The sequence below is a fragment of the Streptomyces sp. NBC_00385 genome (genome assembly GCF_035917155.1).
In the GTDB taxonomy this organism is placed as follows: Bacteria; Actinomycetota; Actinomycetes; order Streptomycetales; family Streptomycetaceae; genus Streptomyces; species Streptomyces poriferorum.
In genome coordinates this window covers 2339281-2362069 of sequence record NZ_CP107951.1, presented here as the reverse complement: position 1 = coordinate 2362069, position 22789 = coordinate 2339281, and the positions used below count along the sequence as shown (strand labels likewise).

The following is a 22789-nucleotide window of genomic DNA, read 5'->3' as shown; positions in this document are numbered from 1 at the left end:
GGCAGACCTCGTCGGTCATGGCACCAGGTGTTGACGTGAGTACGGAACGGAGACGAGGAGCGAGTGTGCTGAACCGGATAGTCGTCGTGGGCGCGGCGGCCGCAGGACTGACCGCGGTGGAGACGCTGCGTGCCAAGGGGTACGAGGGAGAGCTCACGCTGGTCGGTGACGAGCGCCATCCCCCCTACGACCGGCCGCCCCTCTCCAAGGAGTTGCTGAGCCCGGGCTGGGAGCCCCCGAGCACATGGTTGCGGAAGAAGGACGTGCTGGCCGCCGTCGATGCCGATCTGCGGCTCGGCTGCCGGGCCACCGGCCTCGACCCCACCGCCCGCACCGTCACCCTCTCCACCGGCGAGAAGCTTCCCTACGACGCGGCGATCATCGCGACGGGACTGCGGCCGCGCCGGCTGCCCTGCGGGGACGGCCTCCGCGGTGTTCATGTCCTGCGGTCACTGGACGACGCGGTCCGACTGCGCGAGGCGCTCGCGGCAGGCCCCAGGGTCGCGGTGATCGGAGCCGGCTTTCTCGGTGCGGAGATCGCCGCCACGGCACGCGGGGCCGGGCTCGACGTGACACTGATCGACACGAACGCCCAGCCGCTCGCGCGTCAGGTCGGCGCCGAGATCGGCGGGCTCGTGGCAGGCCTCCATCGTGAGCACGGGGTGCGGCTCGTTCTCGGTGCCGATGTGGTGGGAATGGCACGGGACGGCGCCGGTGTCCGGGGGGTTCTGCTCGCCGACGGCACCACCGTCGACGCCGACCTGGTCGTCGTCGCGATCGGCTCCGAGCCCGCCGTGGACTGGCTCGCCGATTCCGGACTGCCCCTGGGCGACGGGGTCCTGTGCGACGCCTACTGCCGTGCCGCCCCCGGGGTGTGGGCGGCGGGAGACGTCGCCAACTGGCCCCACCCCATGGTGGCCGGGGCCCGGGTCAGGCTCGAACAGCGGACCAACGCCGCTCAGCAGGCCATGGCGGTCGTCGCCAACCTGCTGGCCGGCGACGGGGGAGGAGCGCGGCCGTACACGCCCGTGCCCTTCGGCTGGACCCATCAGTTCGGGGAGAAGATCCAGACCATCGGCTGGTGCCCCCCCGACGCACGGACGGAGATCATCAGCGGGTCCACCGCGGACCGGGAGTTCGTCGCCGCGTACCACCGCGACGGGATCCTCGTTGGCGGGCTGGGCTGGAACAGTGCGCGTGGCCTGCGGCAGTGCCGGCAGCTGCTCGGCCGGCCGTCGTCGGAGCTGTCCGCCACGGCGGCCGGCGTCTGACATCCCTACCAGGAGGCGGGCGTGGGCCGCCCGGTACGGCACCGCGCTCGGTGTCGTACCGTCTCTCCACCTCGGTCTCACACCGGCTCCGCGTACGGCGGACCCGGGGCGTATACGATGCTCTATGCGTGCGTGGTACGCATGGGAAGGGCTCCTGATGAAGGCAGGCACGAGATGACTACTGGTGAAGGAACGAGCACGGAAGGCGTCGGTCTGCCGAACAGCATCGCGGTGCTCTGGGAACTGCGGAACCGGGAGCAGCGCACCGCGCGCACCGGTCTGAGTGTCGAGCGCATCGTGACGGCCGCGATCGAGTCGGCGGACGCCGACGGTCTGGCCGGTCTGTCCATGTCCCGCGTCGCCAAGAGCCTCGACTTCGGCACCATGTCGCTGTACCGCCACGTGTCGAGCAAGGACGAGCTGCGGCAGCTGATGCTGGACATGGCGTACGGCACCCCGCCCCGTATCGACACGGCCGAGGGCGACTGGCGGGACGGGCTGGAGCAGTGGGCCCGGGCCTTCCAGGAGGTCTTCCACCGGCACCCCTGGATGCTGCAGATCTCGGTCAGCGGACCGCCTCTGGAGCCGGGCCAGCTCAGCTGGCTGGAATGCGGCCTGCGCACTCTGGGAGGTACCACTCTCCGGCCGGACGACAAGCTGTCCGTGATGATGCTGATGATCGGCTATGTGCGCAACAACGTGCAGATGTCGCTCGGTGTCGTCACCCAGGACATCAGCGAGGCGGACCTGATGGCCAACTACGGCCGCGCGCTGGCCAAGTACGCGGACTCCGCGTCGTTTCCCGCTCTCGCCGAGCTGCTGGAGGCCGGTGCGTTCGACGAGCCCGAGGACGACTTCACCTTCGGGCTCCAGCGGGTTCTGGACGGCATCGAAGTGCTGGTCCGCATCCGCAACGGTGAGAAGCCGCTCACCTGACGGGCGTTCCGGCCGCACGCGTGGAAGGGGGCTGGTTGCCCACCCGGCCGGGTGGGCAACCAGCCCCCTTCCACGCGTGCGGCGCCCCGGGCCGGATCAGCCCGCGGTGGGCTGCATGCGCTTGGGGGAAGGCACGGTCGCCGGTGCGTCTATGTCGTACGGGTCGATCGGCTCGCCCGTCTCGATCGGTACCTTGCGCAGCAGCACGGCGACGATCGCGGCCACCACGACCATCGCGGCGGCCCCGGAGAGCGCTGCCACCTGGAGGCCGTGGGTGAAGGCCTCGCGGCTGGTGGCGAGCAGCTCGGCACCGACCGCGGCCGGCTGCTGGGCGGCGACGGTGGCGGCACCGCCGATCGTGTTGCGTACCGCGTCCAGCGCCTCGCCGCCGAGACCGGTCGGGTTTACCGCGTCCATGTCATGCCGGTAGATGGCGGAACCGATGCTGCCGATGACGGCGAAGCCGAACGCGCTGCCGAACTCGGTGAACGTCTCCGAGGTGGCGGTGGACGATCCGGCGTGCTCCTTCGGTGCGGAGGTGACGACGATCTCCGCGGTGAGCGTCTTCGAGGCCGTCATGCCGGCTGCCATCAGCCCCACACCCACCAGCAGGACGGCGACGTTCGAGTCCACCGTGAGCCGGCTGAGCACGCCGAATCCGACGGCCATCACGAGCATCCCGCTGGCGACCAGGTAGACCGGCTTGACCTTGCGGGACAAGGCCGAGACGAGGCCGACCGCGATCCCGATCGCCGGCATCACCGCCATGGACCACAGGGCCGCCCGGAAGGGCGTCATGCCCAGCACCATCTGGAGGAACTGGTTGGTGAGGATGCTGACGCCCATGAACGAGAACATCACCATCAGGTTGGTCAGGATCGCTCCGGTGAAGCCGCCGTAGCGGAACAGCGAGATGTCGATGAGCGGGTGGGACGTCATGCGCTGGCGCTGCACGAAGGCGACGAGCAGGACGGCGCCGACGCCGGCCCAGATCGCGGACTCGCTGGACCAGCCGTCGACGGCCAGCTCCTTGAGGCCGTAGATGAACGGCATGATGCCCGCGATCGACAGGAACGCACCGAGCACGTCCAGCTTGCCGCGCGAGGGGTCGCGCCGTTCCGGAAGCAGGATCGGGGCCAGGACCAGCACCAGCACCATGACCGGGGTGTTGATCATGAAGACCGAGCCCCACCAGAAGTTGTTCAGCAGCAGGCCGCCGACGACCGGGCCGAGGGCCGCCCCGGTGGCGAGGGTGCCGCTCCAGGCGGCGATGGCCGACTTCCGCTGCTTGGAGTCGTGGAACATGTTGCGGATCAGGGCCAGGGAGGTCGGCGTCAGCGTCGCGGCACCGAGCCCCAGCAGGGCGCGCGAGGCGATGAGCATCTCGGGGCTGTCCGCTGTCGCGGCGAGTGCGGACGCGACGCCGAAGACCAGAGCGCCGATGATCAGCAGCTTCCGCCGTCCGAAGCGGTCGCCGACCCAGCCCATCGTGATCAGTGCGCCGGCCAGTACGAAGCTGTAGATGTCCATGATCCACAGCAGCTGGGTGGCGCTCGGCTTCAGTGACTCGCTGATGGGCGTGATCGCGAAGCCGAGTACCGAGATGTCAATGGCGATCAGCAGGGTGACCAGGACGATCACCACGAGGCCGAGCCATTCCTTGAGCCCCGCCCGGGGCTTGATTTCTGTCATGGCAAACGTCCATGCCTTCCTGCGTCATGACCATGGGTACGTAACACGCTGAGCGTATCAGGTACGCGTGGGCGTGTCGCGTACTCATCAGTGGCCGCCCGGGGCCCCGGGGGCCTGCCCCACAGAGGCTTCAGTGCGGCCGACCGAGCAGTTCCAGTGCGCGGTGCAGCAGTGCTCGGCGGTCGATCTTCCGGTTGGAATTGAGCGGGAATTCCGCGATGTGGAAGAAGTGCTGGGGGAGTACGGAGCGGGGGAGTGTGCGGCTCAGCTCGCGGGCCAGGGCGACGGGCGGCACGCGCTCGCCGGTGTGGAACGCCGCCAGCGTGATGCCCTGCTCCGAGGGCACCGGTACCGCGACGGCGTCCTCCACCCCCGGGCATCGGCGCAGCGCCTCGTCGACCTCCGCCAGTTCGATCCGTACGCCACGCACCTGAACCTGCTGATCCAGCCGGCCGAGGTAGAGCAGTTGGCCGTCTTCGCCCAGCCGGATCCGGTCGCCCGTCCGGTAGTAGCGGGCTCCGTCCCGGTCGAGGAACCGGCCCGCGTCATCGGCCGGGTCCAGATACCCGGCGGTGAGCTGCGGGCCGGCGACACACAACTCGCCTTCCAGCGGGTCCGGTTCCCCGCCCGCGCCGAGGAGCATCCACGCGTGCCCTGCGTGCACCGGCCCGATCGGGACGACACCGGCGACGGAGATCCCGGGCGACCTCTCGGGCGACCAGTGGTGCCGGGTGATGGTGATCGTCAGTTCGGTCGGGCCGTAGAGGTTCTCGACGGCCGAATGCGATGCCGCGCGCTGCCAGTCCGTGACGTCCTGGCAGGTCACCGCCTCGCCCGCGAAGAAGCTCCAGCGCAGGGAGGGCAGTGCGCCGTCCGTCAGTTGTCCCGTGCGACGGATCAGACCGATCGCGCTGGGGGTGGAGAACCAGACGGTGACGCCCTGTTCGGCGACGAAGCCGGGGAGGTCCCGGTACGCACCCGCCGGAACGGCCACCAGCGTCGCGCCGGCACCCCACGCGCAGAACAGGTCGAACATCGCGCAGTCGAAGTTCAGATCGAAGTTCTGGGAGAACACGTCGTGCGGGCCGAAGTCGTACCGTGCGTCGAGCAGGCCGAAGTAGTGGGCCCCGTTGGCGTGCGTGACCGGCACACCCTTGGGGCGGCCCGTGGAACCGGAAGTGAAGAGCACGTACGCGATGTCGTCGGGGGCAACCGGGTGAGGGCGTGACAGACGGGATGCCGGATCGGGGGCGATCATTCCGGCGGCACCGTCCGCGGCCCCGTCCAGCAGGGCGGGAAGTGCGACGCCTTCGGCGCGCAGCTTCTCCAGCGCCGTGACCGCCTCGGCGTCGACGATCAGTGCCTCCACCTCCGCCGCTTCGAGCATCTGGAGGGTACGGAGCACCGGGAAGGAAGGCTGCAGCGGGACCATCGGCACCCCGGTGAACAGGCAGGCCAGGATGCCCGTATAGGCGTCGAGGCCCTTGCCCGCGAGCACGCCCACCGCGGCCGGGCGCTCCGGGAGCGCGGTCAGCAGCGAGCCCGCCCAGGTCAACGCCCGGTCGTGCAGCTGCCGGTACGTCAGCGAGGCGTCGCCGACACGGATGGCCACCCCCTGCGGGGACCGCGCGAGTCCGCGCAGGAATCGGTCATAGAGGGCGTGGATCGACGTCTGGTCCATGAGTGTTCCCCGGATGGCGATGAATGGATGAGAGGGAGCGGTGCCCGGAGCCCGCGAGCCGCAGGACGACCTCGGTGAGATCGGCCCAGGAACGGGTGGCCGGCGCATGGTGCAGGGAGACCCGGGGATTTCTCACCAGCCACTCGCGTACGCCCCTGGAGCGCACCGCACCCGTTCCGTTCAGGAGCACGTGCAGCCTCGGATAGGGGTGGGCCTGTGCGACCGCGTCCAGGAGGTTCAGAAAGGCGGCCGGCGCGGAAGCGCGGTCGGCGCCCGGCCCGGCCCGGTCGACCAGCAGGGGGCGGAACCGCTCCTCGGCCCGGCGCCCGGTCCGCTCGTCCGCCCGCAGGACCACGGCGTTCCACGACGACGCGCGAAAGACACCGACGACCCCGCGATGGACACCCGGCGGAAGGGGCGGCACGGACGGCAGTTGGAAGGTCTCCGGGCGATGCGGCCGCACTCCCCACTTGCGCCATACGCGCGACACCGTGGAGTGGGCGATTCCCAGCTCGTCGGCGAGCAGCCGCGACGACCAGTACGGGGCCCGCAGCCGGGTCGGAGGCCTGGCGCCGTCAGCGAGCGTGGCGACGAGCACCGCCACCTCGTCCACCGTCGCGGGACGCCCCGGCCGGGGCAGATCACCCAGCGCCGCGATACCCGAATCCGCGTACCGCGAACGCCACTTGATGACGGTCGGACGGGAGACCCGCAACTGGGCGGCCACCTCCGTGTTCGAGGCGCCCCCCGCGGCGAGCAGCACGATCCGCGCCCGCCGGACGAGCCCGGCGGGCGCCGTCGACATGCGGGTCAGAGCCTCCAGCCGGGCCCGGTCGCCCTCGTGCAGTCGCAATGCCGGGACGCTATGCATGTCACCGGCCCTCAGCGCAGACGTTGCAGTGCGTTCCAGAGGACGTCCGGGGTCTCGAATATCTCCAGGGAGAGCGCCTCGTCGCGGAAGCGCACGTCGTAGGCGGCTTCGAGGCCCGCGAGCAGCTCGATCATGCCAAGTGAATCGAGACCGAATTCGCGCATTCTCATGTCCCCCGTGATCGGCTCGTCCGGGGAAAGGAAGGACAACTGCTTCCGAAGGAGAATGTCGAACTGTTCATCCCACATGATGGCTCCGGTTTCAGGCGCGAAGGGGTGAATGGTGTTCCGGGATCGCCCGACCGCCGGACGGAACGGGACGGAGGCGAGGCAGCCGGCCGCCCACGTGCCCGGCCGGAATTGGGATACCGGGCCCCGACGCTAGTCCCGACGGGCCCGAACCAGTACCCCTACCCGCCCCTATGAAGGCGTCGCGTGTTGGGCGTCTTCGACAGCGGATACGGGCTGAGTCCTCCGCGGCCGCACCTTCCCTCGCAGGTGAGGGCGGTAGCCCGGCCCTCGCCGCACCGCTCTCCGCCCGCCGGGACGGTCCGGTGACTCCACCCCGGCTCTGGGGTGACCGGGGTGGAGCAGGGGCCCGATTGTGGGGACCCCGGGCACGACTAAGGGGTGGGCAACAGGTCCGTCGGCCACGTAATTTTCCGAGTGGCCCCACGCTTCATTCTCTTCATTCCGCTCATTCCGTCATTTTCTCGGGTCCGCGGTCCGCTGAACGTCATGACACAGGAGGGCATGCTCGGTGAGTAACGAGGAAAAACTTCTCGAGTATCTGCGCCGGGCGACAGCCGACTTGCGCGACATGCGTAAAAGGCTCGCTGCCGCCGAACGCAAGTCCAGTGGCGAGCCGATCGCGATCGTGGGTATGGCGTGTCGTTATCCGGGTGGGGTGGGTTCTCCGGATGAGTTGTGGGATCTGGTGGTGGAGGGCCGGGACGGTGTGTCGGGGTTTCCGGTGGATCGTGGGTGGGATGTGGAGGGGCTCTACGATCCGGAGCCGGGGAAGCCGAATCGTACGGTGACGCGTGAGGGTGGGTTTCTGTACGACGCGGCTGATTTCGATGCCGGGGTGTTCGGGATCTCGCCGCGTGAGGCGTTGGGGATGGATCCGCAGCAGCGGTTGTTGCTGGAGGCGTCGTGGGAGGCGGTGGAGAGTGCGGGGATCGATCCCCTCTCCCTGAAGGGCAGCCGGACCGGCGTCTTCGCCGGCCTGATGTACCACGACTACGCACTGGGCACGGAAGCCGCCGCCACGACCGGCGGCAGCCTCGTCTCAGGGCGCGTCTCCTACACCCTGGGCCTCGAAGGGCCGTCCGTCACGGTGGACACCGCCTGCTCGTCGTCACTGGTGGCCCTGCACCTGGGCGCCCAGGCCCTGCGGTCCGACGAGTGCTCGATGGCGCTGGTCGGTGGCGTGACGGTGATGACGACGCCGGACATGTTCCTCTACTTCAGCCACCAGCGCGGCATGGCGAAGGACGGCCGCTGCAAGTCGTTCGCCGCCGATGCCGACGGCACCGGCTGCTCGGAAGGCGTCGGCGTCCTCATGCTGGAGCGCCTCTCGGACGCCCAGCGGAACGGCCACCCGATCCTCGCCGTGGTCCGGGGTAGCGCGATCAACCAGGACGGCGCCTCCAGCAGCATGACGGCTCCGAACGGTCCGTCGCAGCAGCGGGTGATCCGTGCGGCGTTGGCGGATGCGCAGATTTCGTCGGATCAGGTGGATCTGCTGGAGGCGCACGGGACGGGGACCCGGTTGGGTGATCCGATCGAGGCGCAGGCGCTGCTGGCGACGTATGGGCAGGGTCGCCCGGAGGGTGATCCGCTGTGGCTGGGCTCGCTGAAGTCGAACCTGGGCCACACGCAGGCGGCCGCCGGTGTGGGTGGGGTGATCAAGGCGGTGCAGGCGATCCGGCACGGTGTGCTGCCGAAGTCCCTGCACTCGCAGACGCGTTCGCCCCACGTGGACTGGGACGCGGGTGCGGTGGAGTTGTTGACGGAGTCGCGGGCGTGGCCGGTGCGGGATCGTCCGAGGCGTGCAGGTGTGTCGTCGTTCGGTCTGAGTGGGACGAACGCGCATGTGATTGTGGAGCAGGCTCCGGTGGTGGAGGAGCCGGAGGTGGCCGCAACGGTCGAACTTCCGGTGTTTCCGGTGGTGTTGTCGGCGCGGAGTGGGGCGGGGCTGTCCGGTCAGGCGGGGAAGCTGCTGGAGCAGGTCGGGGCTTCTACTTCGTTGTTGGATGTGGGTTTTTCGTCGGTGGTGTCGCGTGCGGTGTTGGAGCATCGTGCGGTGGTGGCGGCGGGGAGCCGTGAGGAGTTGGTGCGGGGTCTGACGGCGCTGGTGGAGGGTGAGGCGTCGCCGTCGGTGGTGCGGGGGTCGGCCCGGTCGGCTGGTGCTACGGCCTTCTTGTTCACGGGGCAGGGTGCGCAGCGGTTGGGGATGGGGCGGGAGTTGTATGGGGCGTTTCCGGTGTTCGCAGCGGCGTTCGACGATGTGCTCACGGAGCTGGACGCCCGGCTGGGCGTGAGTCTGCGTGAGGTGGTGTGGGGTGAGGATGCCGGTCTGTTGAACGGGACGATGTTCGCTCAGGCGGGGTTGTTCGCGGTGGAGACGGCGTTGTTCCGGTTGGTGGAGTCGTGGGGTGTGCGGCCGGATTTCCTGGTGGGTCATTCGGTCGGTGAGATTGCCGCTGCCCATGTGTCGGGTGTGCTGTCGTTGGCGGATGCGGCTGAGTTGGTGGTGGCGCGTGGTCGGTTGATGCAGGGGTTGCCGGCGGGTGGGTCGATGGTGGCGGTGGAGGCGACGGAGGCTGAGGTTCTTCCGTTGCTGAATGCTGAGGTGGGGATCGCGGCGGTCAACGGGCCGAGGTCGGTGGTCGTCTCGGGCACGGAGTCGGCGGTTGCTGATCTGGTGGGGAAGTTTGCCGGTGAGGGCCGCAGGACGAGTGTGTTGCGGGTGTCGCACGCGTTCCATTCGCCTTTGATGGAGCCGATGTTGGTGGAGTTCGGGGCGGTGGTGGCGGGGCTGTCGTTCGGTGCTGCGTCGATTCCGGTGGTGTCGGGTGTGTCCGGGGACCTGGCGTCGGACTGGGGTACGCCGGAGTACTGGGTGCGGCATGTGCGGGAGGCGGTGCGGTTCGCGGATGCGGTGTCGTTCGTGGTGTCGCGTGGGGTGACGTCGTTCGTCGAGATCGGTCCGGATGGTGTGCTGAGTGGGATGGCGCAGCAGACGGCGGAGTCGGGTGTTTTCGTTCCGTTGGTGCGTAAGGGCCGCTCCGAGGTGGGGTCGGCTGTGTTGGCGTTGGGGCAGCTGCATGTGTCGGGTGTCCCGGTGGACTGGGCGCGGTTGTTCGAGGGCTCGGGTGCCCGCCGGGTGGATCTGCCCACCTACGCCTTCCAGCGTGAGCGGTACTGGATGCAGGCGGAACGGGGAGCATTCGACGCGGGAGCACTGGGCCTGGACCAGGCCGGCCACCCCCTGCTCGGCGCCGCTGTCACCCTTCCCGGAGCGGACGGGCCCGTACTGACGGGCAGGCTGTCCCTCGACAGCCAGCCGTGGCTTGCCGACCACCGGATGGGCACGTCCACCCTGTTTCCCGGCGCGGGCCTGGTGGAACTGGCGCTCTGTGCCGGTGCTCAGGTCGGATGCGATGTACTTGACGAGCTGACCCTTCAGGTACCCCTGGTGCTGCCGCCACGCGGCGGCGTTCAGATCCGGGTCCTGGTCGGGGCCGACGACGGCACCGGCGCCCGGAGCGTCACCGTGCATGCGCGGGACGAGGACGGCGAAGAGGGCGACGCGCCATGGACCCTGCACGCCGACGGTGTGCTGATCCCGGACACGGCCGTACCCGGTTTCGACGCCGCCAGCTGGCCCCCGGATGACGCCTCGCCTCTTGAACTGGGCGACGTGTACGAGGTATTGGCCCAGCAGGGATACGGCTACGGGCCCGTGTTCCAGGGGCTCGAAGCGGCCTGGCGGCGTGACGGCGAGATCTTCGCGGAGGTTGCCCTGCCGGAGGCGGCGGTCGCGGACGCCGAACACTACGGTCTGCACCCCGCCCTGCTCGATGCCGCACTGCACGCCTCACTCGTCGACGACTCCGGCGCGATGCCCGACGGAGAGGGAACGGCGCGGCTTCCCTTCGCGTGGAAGGGGGTCCGTCTCCATGCCGTGGGCGCGGACCGGCTCCGGGTGAGGATCGCGCCCACGGGGCCCGACAGCATCACCGTGGACGGAGCGGACACCGAGGGGCGCCCCGTGTTCTCCGTGGGCGCCCTCATCACCCGGCCGGCGGCCGTAGCGGCCACGACCGGAACGGCACCGCACGGTTCCCTGTACTCCGTGCGGTGGACGCCGCTCACGCCGGCCCCCGCGCCCGTCGCCCCCGAGTCCGTCGCCGTGCGGTGGGACGACCGGCACGACGGCTTCGTGCCGGAGGCCGCCGTCCTCGTCTGGGAGTGTCCGCCGCCCGTCGGCGACACGGTGTCCGACGCCCACGAACTGACCGCCCGCGCCCTCGGTGTCGTACAGGAGTGGCTGACGGAAGAGCGGTTCGCATCCAGCAGGCTGCTCATGGTCACCCGGGGAGCGGTGGCCCTGCCGGGTGAGGCGCTGTCCCATCCGGCGGCTGCAGCCGTCTCCGGTCTTGTGCGGTCGGCTCAGACGGAGAACCCCGGACGGATTCTGCTCACCGACATCGCCCCCGCCGCCACCCCTGACGTCACCGCCCTGGCCGCCTCCGGCGAACCCGAGTCGGCAGTCCGGGAAAGCGGCACATGGGTGCCCCGGCTGGTCCGTGTCCCGTCGGCGCCGGACACGGCGGACCGCGCTCCGTTCGGTGGTGACGAGGCGACCGTGCTGGTCACCGGTGGTACGGGCACCCTCGGTGCTCTCGTCGCCCGCCATCTCGTCACCGCGCACGGCGTCCGGCGTCTGGTACTCACCGGCCGCCGCGGACCTGACGCACCCGGAGCCACCGCGCTGTGCGCCGAACTGGCGGATCTGGGCGCCGAAGTCACCGTCGTGGCGTGTGACCTCGCCGACCGGGAGGCCGTCCGCGCCCTCCTGACCCCGCACCCGCCGACAGCGGTCGTCCACTGCGCGGGGGTGCTGGACGATGCCACCGTCGGCTCGCTCACCGCCGCCCAACTGGCCCGTGTACTGCGGCCGAAGATCGACGCGGCGTGGAACCTGCATGAGCTGACGGCCCGCCTGGACCTGTCCGCCTTCGTTCTCTTCTCGTCCGTCGCGGGCGTCCTCGGCAACCCGGGGCAGGCCAACTACGCCGCCGGTAACGCCTTCCTGGACGCTCTGGCCGTCCTGCGGCAGGGCCTCGGCCTGCCGGGGCAGTCCCTCGCGTGGGGTCTGTGGGCCGACGGCGACGGGATGGCGAGCGGGCTGGACGACACCGACCTGCGACGGATGAGCCGGTCCGGTGTGGAACCCCTCCTGCCGGGCCACGCGCTGACACTGCTGGACGAGGCCGGGCAGTCGGACGAGGCGCTGCTCCTCCCGGTCCGCCTCGACCTCAGGACCCTGCGCGCGGCGGAGCCACCGGCGCCGATCCTGTCCGGTCTGGTACGCCGCAAGGCGCGTGCCACCTCCGCCGCACCCGCTCAGCAGCCCCGCTCCGGCCTGGCCGCCCTGGCGCCGAAGGAGCGGCTACGGGCTCTGCTCGACCTCGTACGGGACCGGGTGGCCTCCGTGCTCGGCCACGGGTCGGCGGCCGACGTGGAACCCGACCGGGCCTTCACCGAGATCGGGTTCGACTCCCTGACGGCGATGGAGCTGCGCAACCAGCTCGCCTCCGCCACCGGACTGAGGCTGCCCGCCACCCTGGTCTTCGACCACCCCAACGCCCGCGTCGTCGCAGGGCACCTGGACACCCTGCTCGCGGGCGACAGCACCGCCGCCACGCCTACCGTCGTCGCCGCTCGGACCGCCGACGACGACCCCGTCGTCATCGTCTCCATGGCCTGCCGCTACCCCGGCGGCGTGCGCTCGCCCGAAGACCTGTGGCGCCTCGTCGACGACGGCGTCGACGCCATCACCGAGTTCCCCCGCAACCGTGGCTGGGACCTGGAACGGCTCTACGACCCCGAGTCCACCCGGCCCGGCACCTGCTACGTACGCCACGGCGGATTCCTGCACGACGCCGCCGACTTCGATCCCGGCTTCTTCGGCATGAGCCCGAACGACGCGCTGACCACCGACCCGCAGCACCGGCTGATGCTGGAGGTGGCGTGGGAGGCGATGGAGCGGGCGACGATCGATCCGCTCTCGCTCAAGGGCACCGCTACCGGCGTCTTCACCGGCACGATGTACCACGACTACGCGGGCAACAGCGCCGCCGGATCGCTCGGCCCCGGCCGCGTCTCGTACACCTTCGGGCTCGAGGGGCCCTCGCTGGCCGTCGACACCGCGTGCTCGTCTTCCCTGGTCGCGCTGCACCTGGCCGCCCAGGCCGTGCGGTCGGGCGAATGCGGGCTCGCCCTGGTCGGCGGTGTGACCGTCATGTCGACCCCCGAGACGTTCATCGAGTTCGCCCGGCAGCGCGGGCTGTCCCGCGACGGCCGCTGCCGCTCGTTCTCCGCGGCCGCCGACGGCGCCGCCTGGTCCGAGGGCGCTGGCGTGCTCGTGATCGAACGGCTCTCCGACGCCCGCCGGAACGGGCATCCGGTCCTGGCCGTCCTGCGCGGCAGCGCCGTCAACCAGGACGGTGCCAGTAACGGGCTCATGGCCCCCAACGGACCCGCCCAGCAACGTGTCATCCGGCAGGCCCTCGCGAACGCGGGACTCGGCACCGCCGACGTGGACGCCGTCGAGGCACACGGGACCGGGACCACTCTGGGCGATCCGATCGAGGCGCAGGCCCTGCTCGCCACGTACGGCCGCGGCCGCCCCGCGGACCAGCCGCTGTACCTGGGCTCGATCAAGTCGAACATCGGGCACGCCCAGGCCGCCGCCGGCATCGCCGGAGTGATCAAGATGGTCGAAGCGATGCGGCACGGAGTCCTGCCGAGCTCCCTCCACCTGGAGGAGCCCTCGCCCCAGGTCGACTGGACAACGGGTGACGTCACGCTGCTGACGGCGGCGCGCCCGTGGCCCGAACTGGACCGACCGCGCCGCGCCGGAATCTCCTCGTTCGGCATCAGCGGCACCAACGCCCACGTGATCATCGAGGCGCCGACAGCCGATACCGACGCCGCGGCGGATCAGACCGCCCCCGACCCCGTCGAGCAGAGCGCCCCCGTGCCGTGGCTCCTGTCGGCCCGCGACCCCGAGGGCGCGGCCCGCCAGGCCGGCCGGCTGCTGGCCCACCTGGAGTCCCGGCCCGACGCGGACGCACTCGACGTCGCCCACTCCCTGGCCACCACCCGCACCCCCCTGGAAGAGCGCGCCGCGCTTCTGGTCACCGACCGGGCCCAGGCCATGCGCGATCTGGCCGTGCTCGCCGACGGCGGATCACCCGCCTCGCTCGTGGCCGGGCAGGACACCGGACGCACCGGCGGCGGGCCGACCGCCTTCCTCTTCTCCGGCCAGGGATCCCAGCGCCTCGGCATGGGCGGGCGGCTCCACCGCACCCACCCCGCCTTCGCGCAGGCCTTCGACGAGGCCGTCGCCGCGCTCGACGTCCACCTCGACCGCCCGCTCGCCGGCATCATCCGCGGGGACGAAGCCGCACTGCACCGCACCGGGTACACGCAGGCCGCACTGTTCGCCTTCGAGGTGGCGCAGTTCCGGCTCCTGGAGTCCTGGGGCGTCCGCCCCGACTTCCTCGCCGGCCACTCCATCGGCGAACTGGTCGCCGCCCACGTCTGCGGGGCCCTGTCGTTGCCGGACGCCGCACGCCTGGTCGCCGCACGCGGCCTTCTGATGCAGGCGCTGCCGGAGGGCGGGGCCATGGCCGCGCTGCGGGCGAGCGAGGACGAGGTGGCACCGCTCCTCACCGGGGAGGTGGCCGTCGCCGCCGTCAACGGCCCCGAGTCCGTCGTCGTGTCGGGCACCGCCGGTGCCGTACGGGCCGTGACGGACCACTTCGCGGCGCTGGGCCGCTCGGCCAAGCCGCTGCGGGTGTCACACGCCTTCCACTCGCCGCTGATGGAACCCATGCTGGCCGACTTCGCGCGCGCCGCCGCCGGGATGACGGTGACGGAACCGTCCGTCCCGCTCGTCTCCACCCTGACCGGACGCATCGTGACGGCCGCCGAGCTCGCCGACCCCCAACACTGGGTCGCACACGTGCGGGAAGCGGTGCGGTTCGCCGACGCCGTAGGCACTCTGGACGAGGCGGGTGTCACCACCTACGTGGAGATCGGCCCGGACGCGGCACTGTCCGCCCTCGGTCCCGCCTGCCTGCCCGACACCACCACTGCCGCGTTCCTGCCGCTGTCCCGCCGCGACCGCGACGAGGCGGCGGAACTGGTGGGAGCCCTCGCGCTCGCCCACGTACGCCATGTCCCGGTCGACTGGGCGCGGTTCTTCGCCGGGAGCGGGGCGAACCGCATCGACCTGCCGACGTACGCGTTCCGCCGCGAGCTGTTCTGGGCGCTGCCCGAACGGGCCGGGGCCGACCTCACCGCAGCCGGACTCGGCGCGACGGAACACCCGCTGCTCGGCGCCGTCGTGGCGCTCCCCGACGGCGGCGCCCTCTTGACCGGCCGGCTGAACCGGACCGAACTGCCCTGGCTCGACGACCACGACCTGCTCGGGACCCCCGTCCTGCCGGCCGCCGCCTTCGCCGACCTTGCCCTGAGCGCCGGTACGGAGACGGGCTGCCCCCGCCTGGACGAGCTGACGGTGACGGCCCAGCTGCCGCTCGCCGACCCCGGCGCCGCGCTCCGGGTCACCGTCGGAGCGCCCGCGGACGACGGCCGCCGTACGGTCGACATCCACTCCAGGACGCAGGGTGGCCGACCGGAGGACGACGAAGCTGCCTGGGTCCGGCACGCCCGGGGCGTCCTCGCCCCGCTCGCCGCCGACCCGGCCGGCGAGACGACCGCCTGGCCCCCGCCCGGCGCCACCCCGGTGGACCCGGCCACCCTCTACGACCGGTTGTTCGCCCTCGGCCACGGACACGGCCCGGCCTTCCGCACCATCGGCTCCGCCTGGCGGCGCGGGGACGAACTCTTCGCCGACGCCGTACTCGACGAACAGACGGCCCGTGAGCTCTGCGTGCTGCACCCGGCCCTGCTCGAAGCGGCCGTCCAGCTGGCCCGCTTCGGCGCCCTGCCCGACGGCACGGAGCCGGACGACGGCACGCCGCTGAGCCCCGCGGCCTGGACCGGAGTACAGGTGCACCGCACCGGCGCCACCGAACTGCGGATACGGGTCCGGCCGACCGGCCCGAACCGTGCGTCGTTCGACCTCGCGGACGGCCAGGGGCGGCCCGTGCTGACCGTCGCGGACATCACCTGGAAGCCCGTCACCCCGGCCGAACTGACCGCCGGCACCCCCACGGGCGCGCTGTACCGGCTGGAGTGGGCGCCCGCACCCGTCGACATCGCCGATCTCGGATCCAGGACCGCAGTCCTCGCATCCGCCGGACCCCTCGACGACCCGCGCACCGGCCTCCCCTTCCCGGCCTTCGACCCGCGCGGCCCCTGGGACGGGGACGCCCCCGACTTCGTCCTGCTGCCCCTGCCCGCCCCGGCCGGCGATGTGCCGGATGCCGTCCGCACGCACAGCGCCGAGGTCCTCGCACACCTACGGGAGTTCCTCCGCCACATGCCGGACGGAGGAACGACCCGGCTGGTAGTAGTCACCCGGCACGCCGTCCCGGCGGGGGGCGTTGCGCCGGACGTCCGGCACGCGGCCGTGTGGGGTCTCGTCCGGGCGGCACAGAGCGAACACCCCGGACGGTTCGTCCTCGCCGACGTGGACGGACTGGACGCCTCCGCGACCGTACTGCCGGACGCGCTCGCCACCGGCGCCGACGAACTCGCCGTCCGGGGCGGCACCGTACTCGTCCCGAAGCTGGTCCCGGCGGAACCGGACACCGACGCGACCGCCCCGGCCGCCGGCGGCGGCACGGTGCTCGTCACCGGCGGAGTCTCCGCGACGAGCGCCGCACTGGTCCGCCGCCTCGTCACCGGACACGGAGTTGCCCGGGTCCTCCTCGCCGGCGGACCCACGGATCCCGGCACGGCGGACGCGCTCACGGACGGCACCGATGCGGCACTGGTCCTCAGCGACTGCGACCCCGCCGACCGCGAAGCGCTCGCCGATCTGCTGGCCGGCCTTTCCGAGTGCCTCCCGCTCACCGCCGTCGTCCACACGGGACCCTCCGGGGAGAACGCGCCGATCGGCGAACGCACCCCGCACCTCCTCGACGAAGCGCTGCGCAACCACGCCGACGTCGCCTGGAACCTGCACGAACTCACCACCGGACTCGACCTGTCGGCCTTCGTCCTGCTCACCTCGACCCACGGCCTCGTCCACGGCGCCGGAGAAGCCCACCAGGCCGCCGCACACACCTTCCTGGACGCCGTCGCCCGGCACCGGCACACCCTCGGCCTCCCCGCGACGGCCATCGCCACCGGCCCCGCGGAGGCCGGCACCGGCCTCCTGCCACTGACCGCCGAGCGCATGGGGGCACTCCTCGACGACGCGCTGCACACTCCGGCCGCCGCCCTGTTCGCCCTGCACCCGGACCGGGCCGCCCTGCGCACCCTCGCCGGCCACCTGCCCCCCGTACTCGACACACTGGTCCGCACCCCCGGCCGCCCCGGAACCCGTCCCACCGGCCTCTCGGCCGCCGCCGATCTGCGCCGGCGCCTCGACGGCCGGGGCGAGGAGGAGCGGGGCCGCATCCTCCTGGAACTGGTCCGCACACACGTCGCCACCCTGCTCGGCCACCCCACCCCCGACGCGGTGGGCGCCGACCGGGCCTTCCAGGACCTCGGCTTCGACTCACTGGCCGCCGTCGAACTCCGCCGCCGCCTCGGCAGCGCCACCGGCCTCAGCCTCCCCGCCAGCCTCGTCTTCGACCACCCGGACTCCCGCGCGGTCGCGGCGCACCTCACCGGACTGATCGACGACGGATCCGAGGAACAGGACCCTGCCGCAGCCCTGTTGGGCGTGCTCGACCAACTCGACGCGAGCCTCACCGCCGCACAGCCCGACGCAGGTGCCCGCCCGCGCATCACCTCCCGCCTGGAAGCACTGCTGCGCCGCTGGCAGGACACCCACGGCGACGACATCGGCGGCACCCGGCACGAGGACGACGACGCGCTCGACTCGGTCACCGACGACGAACTGTTCGACGTGCTGGACCAGGAGATCGGACTCCTCTGACGCCCCACCGACAAGGCCGTAGGGCCGGGCGGAGCCCGGCCCCGCCACCGACACGCACCGCCCGTTCGCGCATCCCACCGGTCACGGCACCGGTCCCGCCCGGCACGGCTGACACCCGCACCGAGATTGGTTGAGGTACAGATGGCAACCCAGGACAAGCTTCGCGACTACCTCCAGCGGGCCACGGCCGACCTGCGGCAGGCGAAGCGCCGCCTGCGCGAAGCCGAGGCCAGGGAGCACGAGCCGATGGCGATCGTCGGCATGAGCTGCCGCTACCCCGGTGGCGTGACCTCTCCCGACGAGCTGTGGGAACTCGTGGCCGAGGGCAGGGACGGCATCACGGCCTTTCCGGTCAACCGCGGCTGGGACGCGGACGGACTGTACGACCCCGAACCCGCCACACCGGGACACACGTACGCCCGCGAGGGCGGCTTCCTCCACGAGGCGGACCGGTTCGACGCCGACTTCTTCAGGATGAGCCCCAAGGACGCCCGCGAGACCGACCCCCAGCAGCGCCTGCTGCTGGAGACGTCATGGGAGGCCCTGGAACACGCCGGAGTGGACCCGCTCTCCCTCAAGGGCTCCCTCACGGGCGTGTTCGCCGGCGTCGTCTACCACGACTACGCCACCGACGGCGGCACCGGCGGCCTGGCCAGCGTCGCCTCCGGGCGCGTCTCCTACACCCTCGGGCTCCAGGGACCGGCCGTCACCGTCGACACGGCCTGCTCCTCCTCCCTCGTCGCCCTCGACTGGGCGGTCAAGTCGCTGCGCACCGGCGAGTGCGACCTCGCCCTGGCCGGTGGCATCACGGTGATGGCCACACCCACCTCCTTCGTGGGCTTCAGCCAGGAGCGCGGGCTCGCGCCCGACGGCCGCTGCAAGTCCTTCGCGGCGGCCGCCGACGGCACGGGCTGGGGCGAAGGCGTCGGCATGCTCGTCGTGGAACGGCTCAGCGACGCCAGGCGCAACGGACACCGGGTGCTCGCCGTGGTCCGGGGCAGCGCCGTCAACTCCGACGGCGCGAGCAACGGCCTCACCGCGCCCAACGGCCCCGCACAGCAACGGCTCATCCACCAGGCACTCGCAGCCGCCCAGCTCACCGCCGACCAGGTCGACGCGGTCGAGGCCCACGGGACCGGGACCACCCTCGGCGACCCGATCGAGGCGCAGGCCCTGCTCGCCACGTACGGCCGCGGTCGCCCCGCGGACCAGCCGCTGTACCTGGGCTCGATCAAGTCGAACATCGGGCACGCCCAGGCCGCCGCCGGTGTCGGCGGAATCATCAAGATGGTGATGGCCATCCGCCACGGCATCCTGCCCCGCACCCTCCATGTGGACGGCCCGACGCCGAACGTCGACTGGTCCACGGGCAACATCTCCCTGCTCACCGACGCCATCGCCTGGCCCGATCTCGGACGCCCGCGCCGCGCAGCCGTCTCCGCATTCGGGCTCAGCGGGACCAACGCCCACGTCATCATCGAAGAGGCACCGGCGGCCGAGGACATCGAACAAACGGCCCCGCCCACCGTGACGTCCTCACTGGTCCCGATGCCGATCTCCGCCAAGACCCCTGACGCCCTCAAGGCGCAGGCGGGGCGTCTGCTCGCCCACCTGGAGGCGCATCCGGAGGAGCCGCTGGTGGACGTCGGCTTCTCGTTGGGTACGACGCGTGCGGTGCTGGATCACCGTGCGGTGGTGCTGGCCTCGGATCGTGGGGCGGCGGTGCGTGCGCTGTCGGATCTGGCGGCGGGCCGGGAGTGCGCGGATGTGGTGATGTCGGCGGGTTCTTCCGCGGAGGGGCTGACGGCGTTCCTGTTCACGGGTCAGGGTGCGCAGCGTCTCGGTATGGGGCGTGAGTTGTACGGGGCGTTTCCGGTGTTCGCGGAGGCGTTCGACGCGGTGCTGGTGGAGTTGGATGTCCGGCTGGGGTGTTCCCTGCGTGAGGTGGTGTGGGGTGAGGACGCCGAGCTGCTGAACGGGACGATGTTCGCCCAGGCGGGGTTGTTCGCGGTGGAGACGGCGTTGTTCCGGCTGGTGGATTCGTGGGGCGTACGTGCCGATGTGGTGGCGGGGCATTCGATCGGTGAGATCACGGCCGCGCATGTCGCGGGTGTGTTGTCGTTGACGGACGCGGCTGAACTGGTGGTGGCGCGGGGCCGGTTGATGCAGGGGCTTCCGGCCGGTGGGGTGATGGTGGCGGTGGCGGCTTCGGAGGCGGAGGTGCTTCCGTTGCTGGGTGGTGGTGTGGGGCTGGCGGCGGTGAACGGTCCGTCGGCGGTGGTGGTGTCGGGGTCGGAGAAGGAGACGCTCGCGGTCGCGGAGCACTTCGCGGGGCTGGGGCGTCGGACGAAGCGGCTGGCCGTGTCGCACGCCTTCCACTCACCGCTCATGGAACCCATGCTCGACGCCTTCCGGAAGGTCGCCGCCCGGATGACCTACCACGCGCCCCGACTGCCCGTCGTCTCCAACGTGACGGGCCGGCTCGCCGGTCCCGACGAACTGACCTCGCCGGACTACTGGGTCCGCCACGTCCGCGAAGCGGTCCGCTTCCACGACGGCGTACGCGCCCTGCACGCAGAAGGGGCCCGTGTACTCATCGAGATCGGGCCGGACGCGGCACTCACCCCCATGGCGGCCGACTGCCTGCCGCCCGCCGCCGGCACTCTGTGCGTCCCCGTCCTGCGCCGCGCACGCGACGAGGAACACACCCTGATCACCGCCCTGGCGCACGCGCACGCGCACGGCAGCGCGGTCGACTGGCACGCCTTCTTCGAGGGCCGGGGCGCCCACCGCATCCCCCTTCCGACCTACCCCTTCCAGCGCCGCAGCCACTGGCTGGAGCGCCCCGAGCCCCAGGACGCCACCGACCGGACCGCGGACCCGGCCGGAGCCGCCTTCTGGGAGGCCGTCGACCGGGAGGACGTCACGGCCCTCGCCGAACGGCTGTCGGTCACCGAGAACGCACTCGGCGAGGTCCTGCCCGCGATGGCACGCTGGCGTCGCCTCCACCAGGAGAGGGCCGCAGTCGACAACCTCCGCTACCGCGTCGTCTGGCAGCCCGTCACCGCACCGGCCGCCGACGCCACCGCGCTCGACGCCCCCTGGCTCGTCGCCGTCGCCGAAGGACAGGCCGACACCCCCACGGTCACCGCGATCCTGGCCGCGCTCATCGAACGCGGCGCCTCCCCGCACGTCATCGAAACGGCCCCCGGCCGGAGCCGAGCCGACCTGGCCGCCCGCCTCGCCGCGCAGCCCGCAGCCGGGATCCTGTCGCTGCTCGCCCTCGACGAACGCCCCGAACCCGCGCACCCCCATCTCACCCGAGGCCTCACGGCCACCGTCACCCTCGTACAGGCCCTCGCCGACATCCCGGACGCCCCCAGGCTCTGGTGCGCCACGCAGTCCGCCGTCGCCACCTCCCACTCCACCGAGCTGACCGCGACGGAACAGGCCCCGTTCTGGGGCCTCGGCGGTGGCCTCGCCCTCGACCACCCCGACACCTGGGGCGGCATCGCCGACCTCCCCGCCGAACCGGGCCCGGCCGACCTGCACCGTCTCTGTGACGTGCTCTCGGGCGCGACCGGCGAGGACGCGGTGGCCCTGCGCGCCGACGGCATCCTCGCCCGTCGCCTGGTCCGCGCCCCGCTGGGCGACCGGACCCCGGTCCGGGCCCGACCGTCGAACGGCACCGCGCTGATCACCGGCGGCACCGGAGGCCTCGGAGCCCACGTGGCCCGCATGCTCGCCGCCGACGGCATCCCGCACCTGCTGCTCCTCAGCCGGCACGGCGACGCGGCCGACGGAGCCCGCGCGCTGGCGGCCGAACTGGAGGCGTCCGGAACCCGGGTGACCCTCGCCGCCTGCGACGTCACCGACCGCGCCGCGCTGGCCCGGGTCCTCGACGCCGTCCCCGGGGACCTGCCGCTGACCACCGTCGTGCACGCCGCCGGTGCCATGCAGCGCATGGCACCGCTCACCGAACTGACCGAGGACGAGTTCGCGGCCGTCGGCCACGCGAAGGTCACCGGGGCCCAGCACCTCGACGACCTCCTCGGCGACCACCCCCTCGACGCCTTCGTGCTCTTCTCCTCCGGCGCCGCCGTCTGGGGCAGCGCCGGGCAGGCCGCCTACGCCGCCGCCAACGCCCACCTCGACGCGCTCGCCCACCGCCGCCGCGCTCGCGGGCTCACCGCCACCTCCGTGGCCTGGAGCTCCTGGAAGGGGGGCATGGTCGACGCCGAACTCGCCGCGGTGATGGAACGCATCGGCGCCCCCGCCATGGATCCCGGCCTCGCCGTAGGCGCGCTGAAGCAGGTCCTGGAGTACGACGAGAGCCACCTCGTCGTCGCCGAGTTCGACTGGTCCCGCTTCGCCCCCACGTACACGCTCGCCCGGCCCCGCCCCCTGCTCGACGCCCTCGACGACGTACGCCGGATCCTCACCGCCGAGCCCGAAACGGCGGCCTCGGACGCCGAAGCCCTGATGGCACGGCTCGCCGGCCTCTCCGCCGCCGAGCGCGGCCGCGCGCTGCTCGACCTCGTACGTACCCGCGTCGCGACCCTGCTCGGCTACGACGCCGCTTCGCCACTCGACCCGCAACGCGCCTTCGAGGACCTCGGCTTCGACTCCGTCGCGGCCGTGGAACTCCGCCAGGCCCTGACCGCCGCCACGGGTGCCCAACTGCCCGCGACGCTGATCTTCGACTACGCGACACCCACAGCACTCGCCGACCACCTGCACACCCGGCTCTTCCCGGACAGCGACGACACCGCCACGCCGGTCCTCGCGGAGGTCGACCGGTTCGAGGAACTGGTCGGGGCGCTGGACGTCGAGGAGATCCGCAGCAGCCGCATCACCTCACGTCTGCAGGCCCTCCTCGACACACTGACCACCCTCCAGAGCGGCGAAACGGGGGTGGCCGCCGTGCGGGACTCGCTCGACGAGGCCTCCGCCGACGACGTCCTCGCCTTCATCGACCAGGAACTCGGCCTCGCCTGACACGGGCACGCTGCCGTCATCTGA

8 protein-coding genes and 1 pseudogene are annotated in these 22789 nt (G+C 71.9%); 5 read left to right on the top strand and 4 right to left on the bottom strand.

Going from position 1 to position 22789, the window contains the following annotated elements; genetic code table 11:
• The first annotated feature begins 65 nt into the window (after positions 1-65).
• Both OG959_RS10220 and OG959_RS10215 read left to right on the top strand, forming a co-directional pair.
• Positions 66-1271, top strand: a complete 1206-nt coding sequence (locus OG959_RS10220; protein WP_326657847.1) for an NAD(P)/FAD-dependent oxidoreductase — start codon at positions 66-68, stop codon at positions 1269-1271.
• A 174-nt stretch (positions 1272-1445) separates the two neighbouring features.
• Positions 1446-2207 (top strand): TetR/AcrR family transcriptional regulator, encoded by a 762-nt coding sequence (locus OG959_RS10215; RefSeq protein WP_326657846.1) that lies wholly within the window; start codon positions 1446-1448, stop codon positions 2205-2207.
• Positions 2208-2303: 96 nt separating this feature from the next.
• Here OG959_RS10215 and OG959_RS10210 read toward each other — a convergent pair whose 3' ends face one another.
• The 4 genes from OG959_RS10210 to OG959_RS10195 all read right to left on the bottom strand — a co-directional run bounded on the left by OG959_RS10210 (position 2304) and on the right by OG959_RS10195 (position 6699).
• The gene (locus OG959_RS10210) at positions 2304-3899 is read right to left on the bottom strand and encodes an MFS transporter (RefSeq protein WP_326657845.1); all 1596 of its coding nucleotides are present in this window, start codon (positions 3897-3899) and stop codon (positions 2304-2306) included.
• 130 nt (positions 3900-4029) lie between these two features.
• The gene (locus tag OG959_RS10205; protein WP_326657844.1) at positions 4030-5580 is read right to left on the bottom strand and encodes an AMP-binding protein; all 1551 of its coding nucleotides are present in this window, start codon (positions 5578-5580) and stop codon (positions 4030-4032) included.
• Positions 5549-6433: a helix-turn-helix domain-containing protein gene (locus OG959_RS10200; protein ID WP_326657843.1), complete on the bottom strand. Its 885-nt coding sequence runs from the start codon at positions 6431-6433 to the stop codon at positions 5549-5551. The genes OG959_RS10205 and OG959_RS10200 overlap by 32 nt, the downstream gene beginning before the upstream one ends.
• A 29-nt stretch (positions 6434-6462) precedes the next feature.
• Entirely contained in the window at positions 6463-6699 is a 237-nt protein-coding gene (locus OG959_RS10195; RefSeq protein WP_326657842.1) for an acyl carrier protein, read from the bottom strand.
• 511 nt (positions 6700-7210) lie between these two features.
• Here OG959_RS10195 and OG959_RS38675 point away from each other — a divergent pair.
• The 3 genes and pseudogenes from OG959_RS38675 to OG959_RS10185 all read left to right on the top strand — a co-directional run.
• Positions 7211-7258, top strand: a pseudogene (locus OG959_RS38675) (polyketide synthase docking domain-containing protein); the annotation flags it as partial.
• Between the two features lie 12 nt (positions 7259-7270).
• Positions 7271-17767: an SDR family NAD(P)-dependent oxidoreductase gene (locus OG959_RS10190; RefSeq protein ID WP_442805734.1), complete on the top strand. Its 10497-nt coding sequence runs from the start codon at positions 7271-7273 to the stop codon at positions 17765-17767.
• A 141-nt stretch (positions 17768-17908) separates the two neighbouring features.
• The gene (locus OG959_RS10185) at positions 17909-22765 is read left to right on the top strand and encodes a type I polyketide synthase (protein WP_326657840.1); all 4857 of its coding nucleotides are present in this window, start codon (positions 17909-17911) and stop codon (positions 22763-22765) included.
• Positions 22766-22789 lie beyond the last annotated feature (24 nt).

Excerpts from the sequence above, each read along its gene's own strand:
- OG959_RS10215 (WP_326657846.1), top strand. The coding sequence starts at position 1,446 with ATGACTACTGGTGAAGGAACGAGCACGGAAGGCGTCGGTCTGCCGAAC.
- OG959_RS10210 (WP_326657845.1), bottom strand. The coding sequence starts at position 3,899 with ATGACAGAAATCAAGCCCCGGGCGGGGCTCAAGGAATGGCTCGGCCTC.
- OG959_RS10205 (WP_326657844.1), bottom strand. The coding sequence starts at position 5,580 with ATGGACCAGACGTCGATCCACGCCCTCTATGACCGATTCCTGCGCGGA.
- OG959_RS10195 (WP_326657842.1), bottom strand. The coding sequence starts at position 6,699 with ATGTGGGATGAACAGTTCGACATTCTCCTTCGGAAGCAGTTGTCCTTC.
- OG959_RS10190 (WP_442805734.1), top strand. The coding sequence starts at position 7,271 with ATGCGTAAAAGGCTCGCTGCCGCCGAACGCAAGTCCAGTGGCGAGCCG.
- OG959_RS10185 (WP_326657840.1), top strand. The coding sequence starts at position 17,909 with ATGGCAACCCAGGACAAGCTTCGCGACTACCTCCAGCGGGCCACGGCC.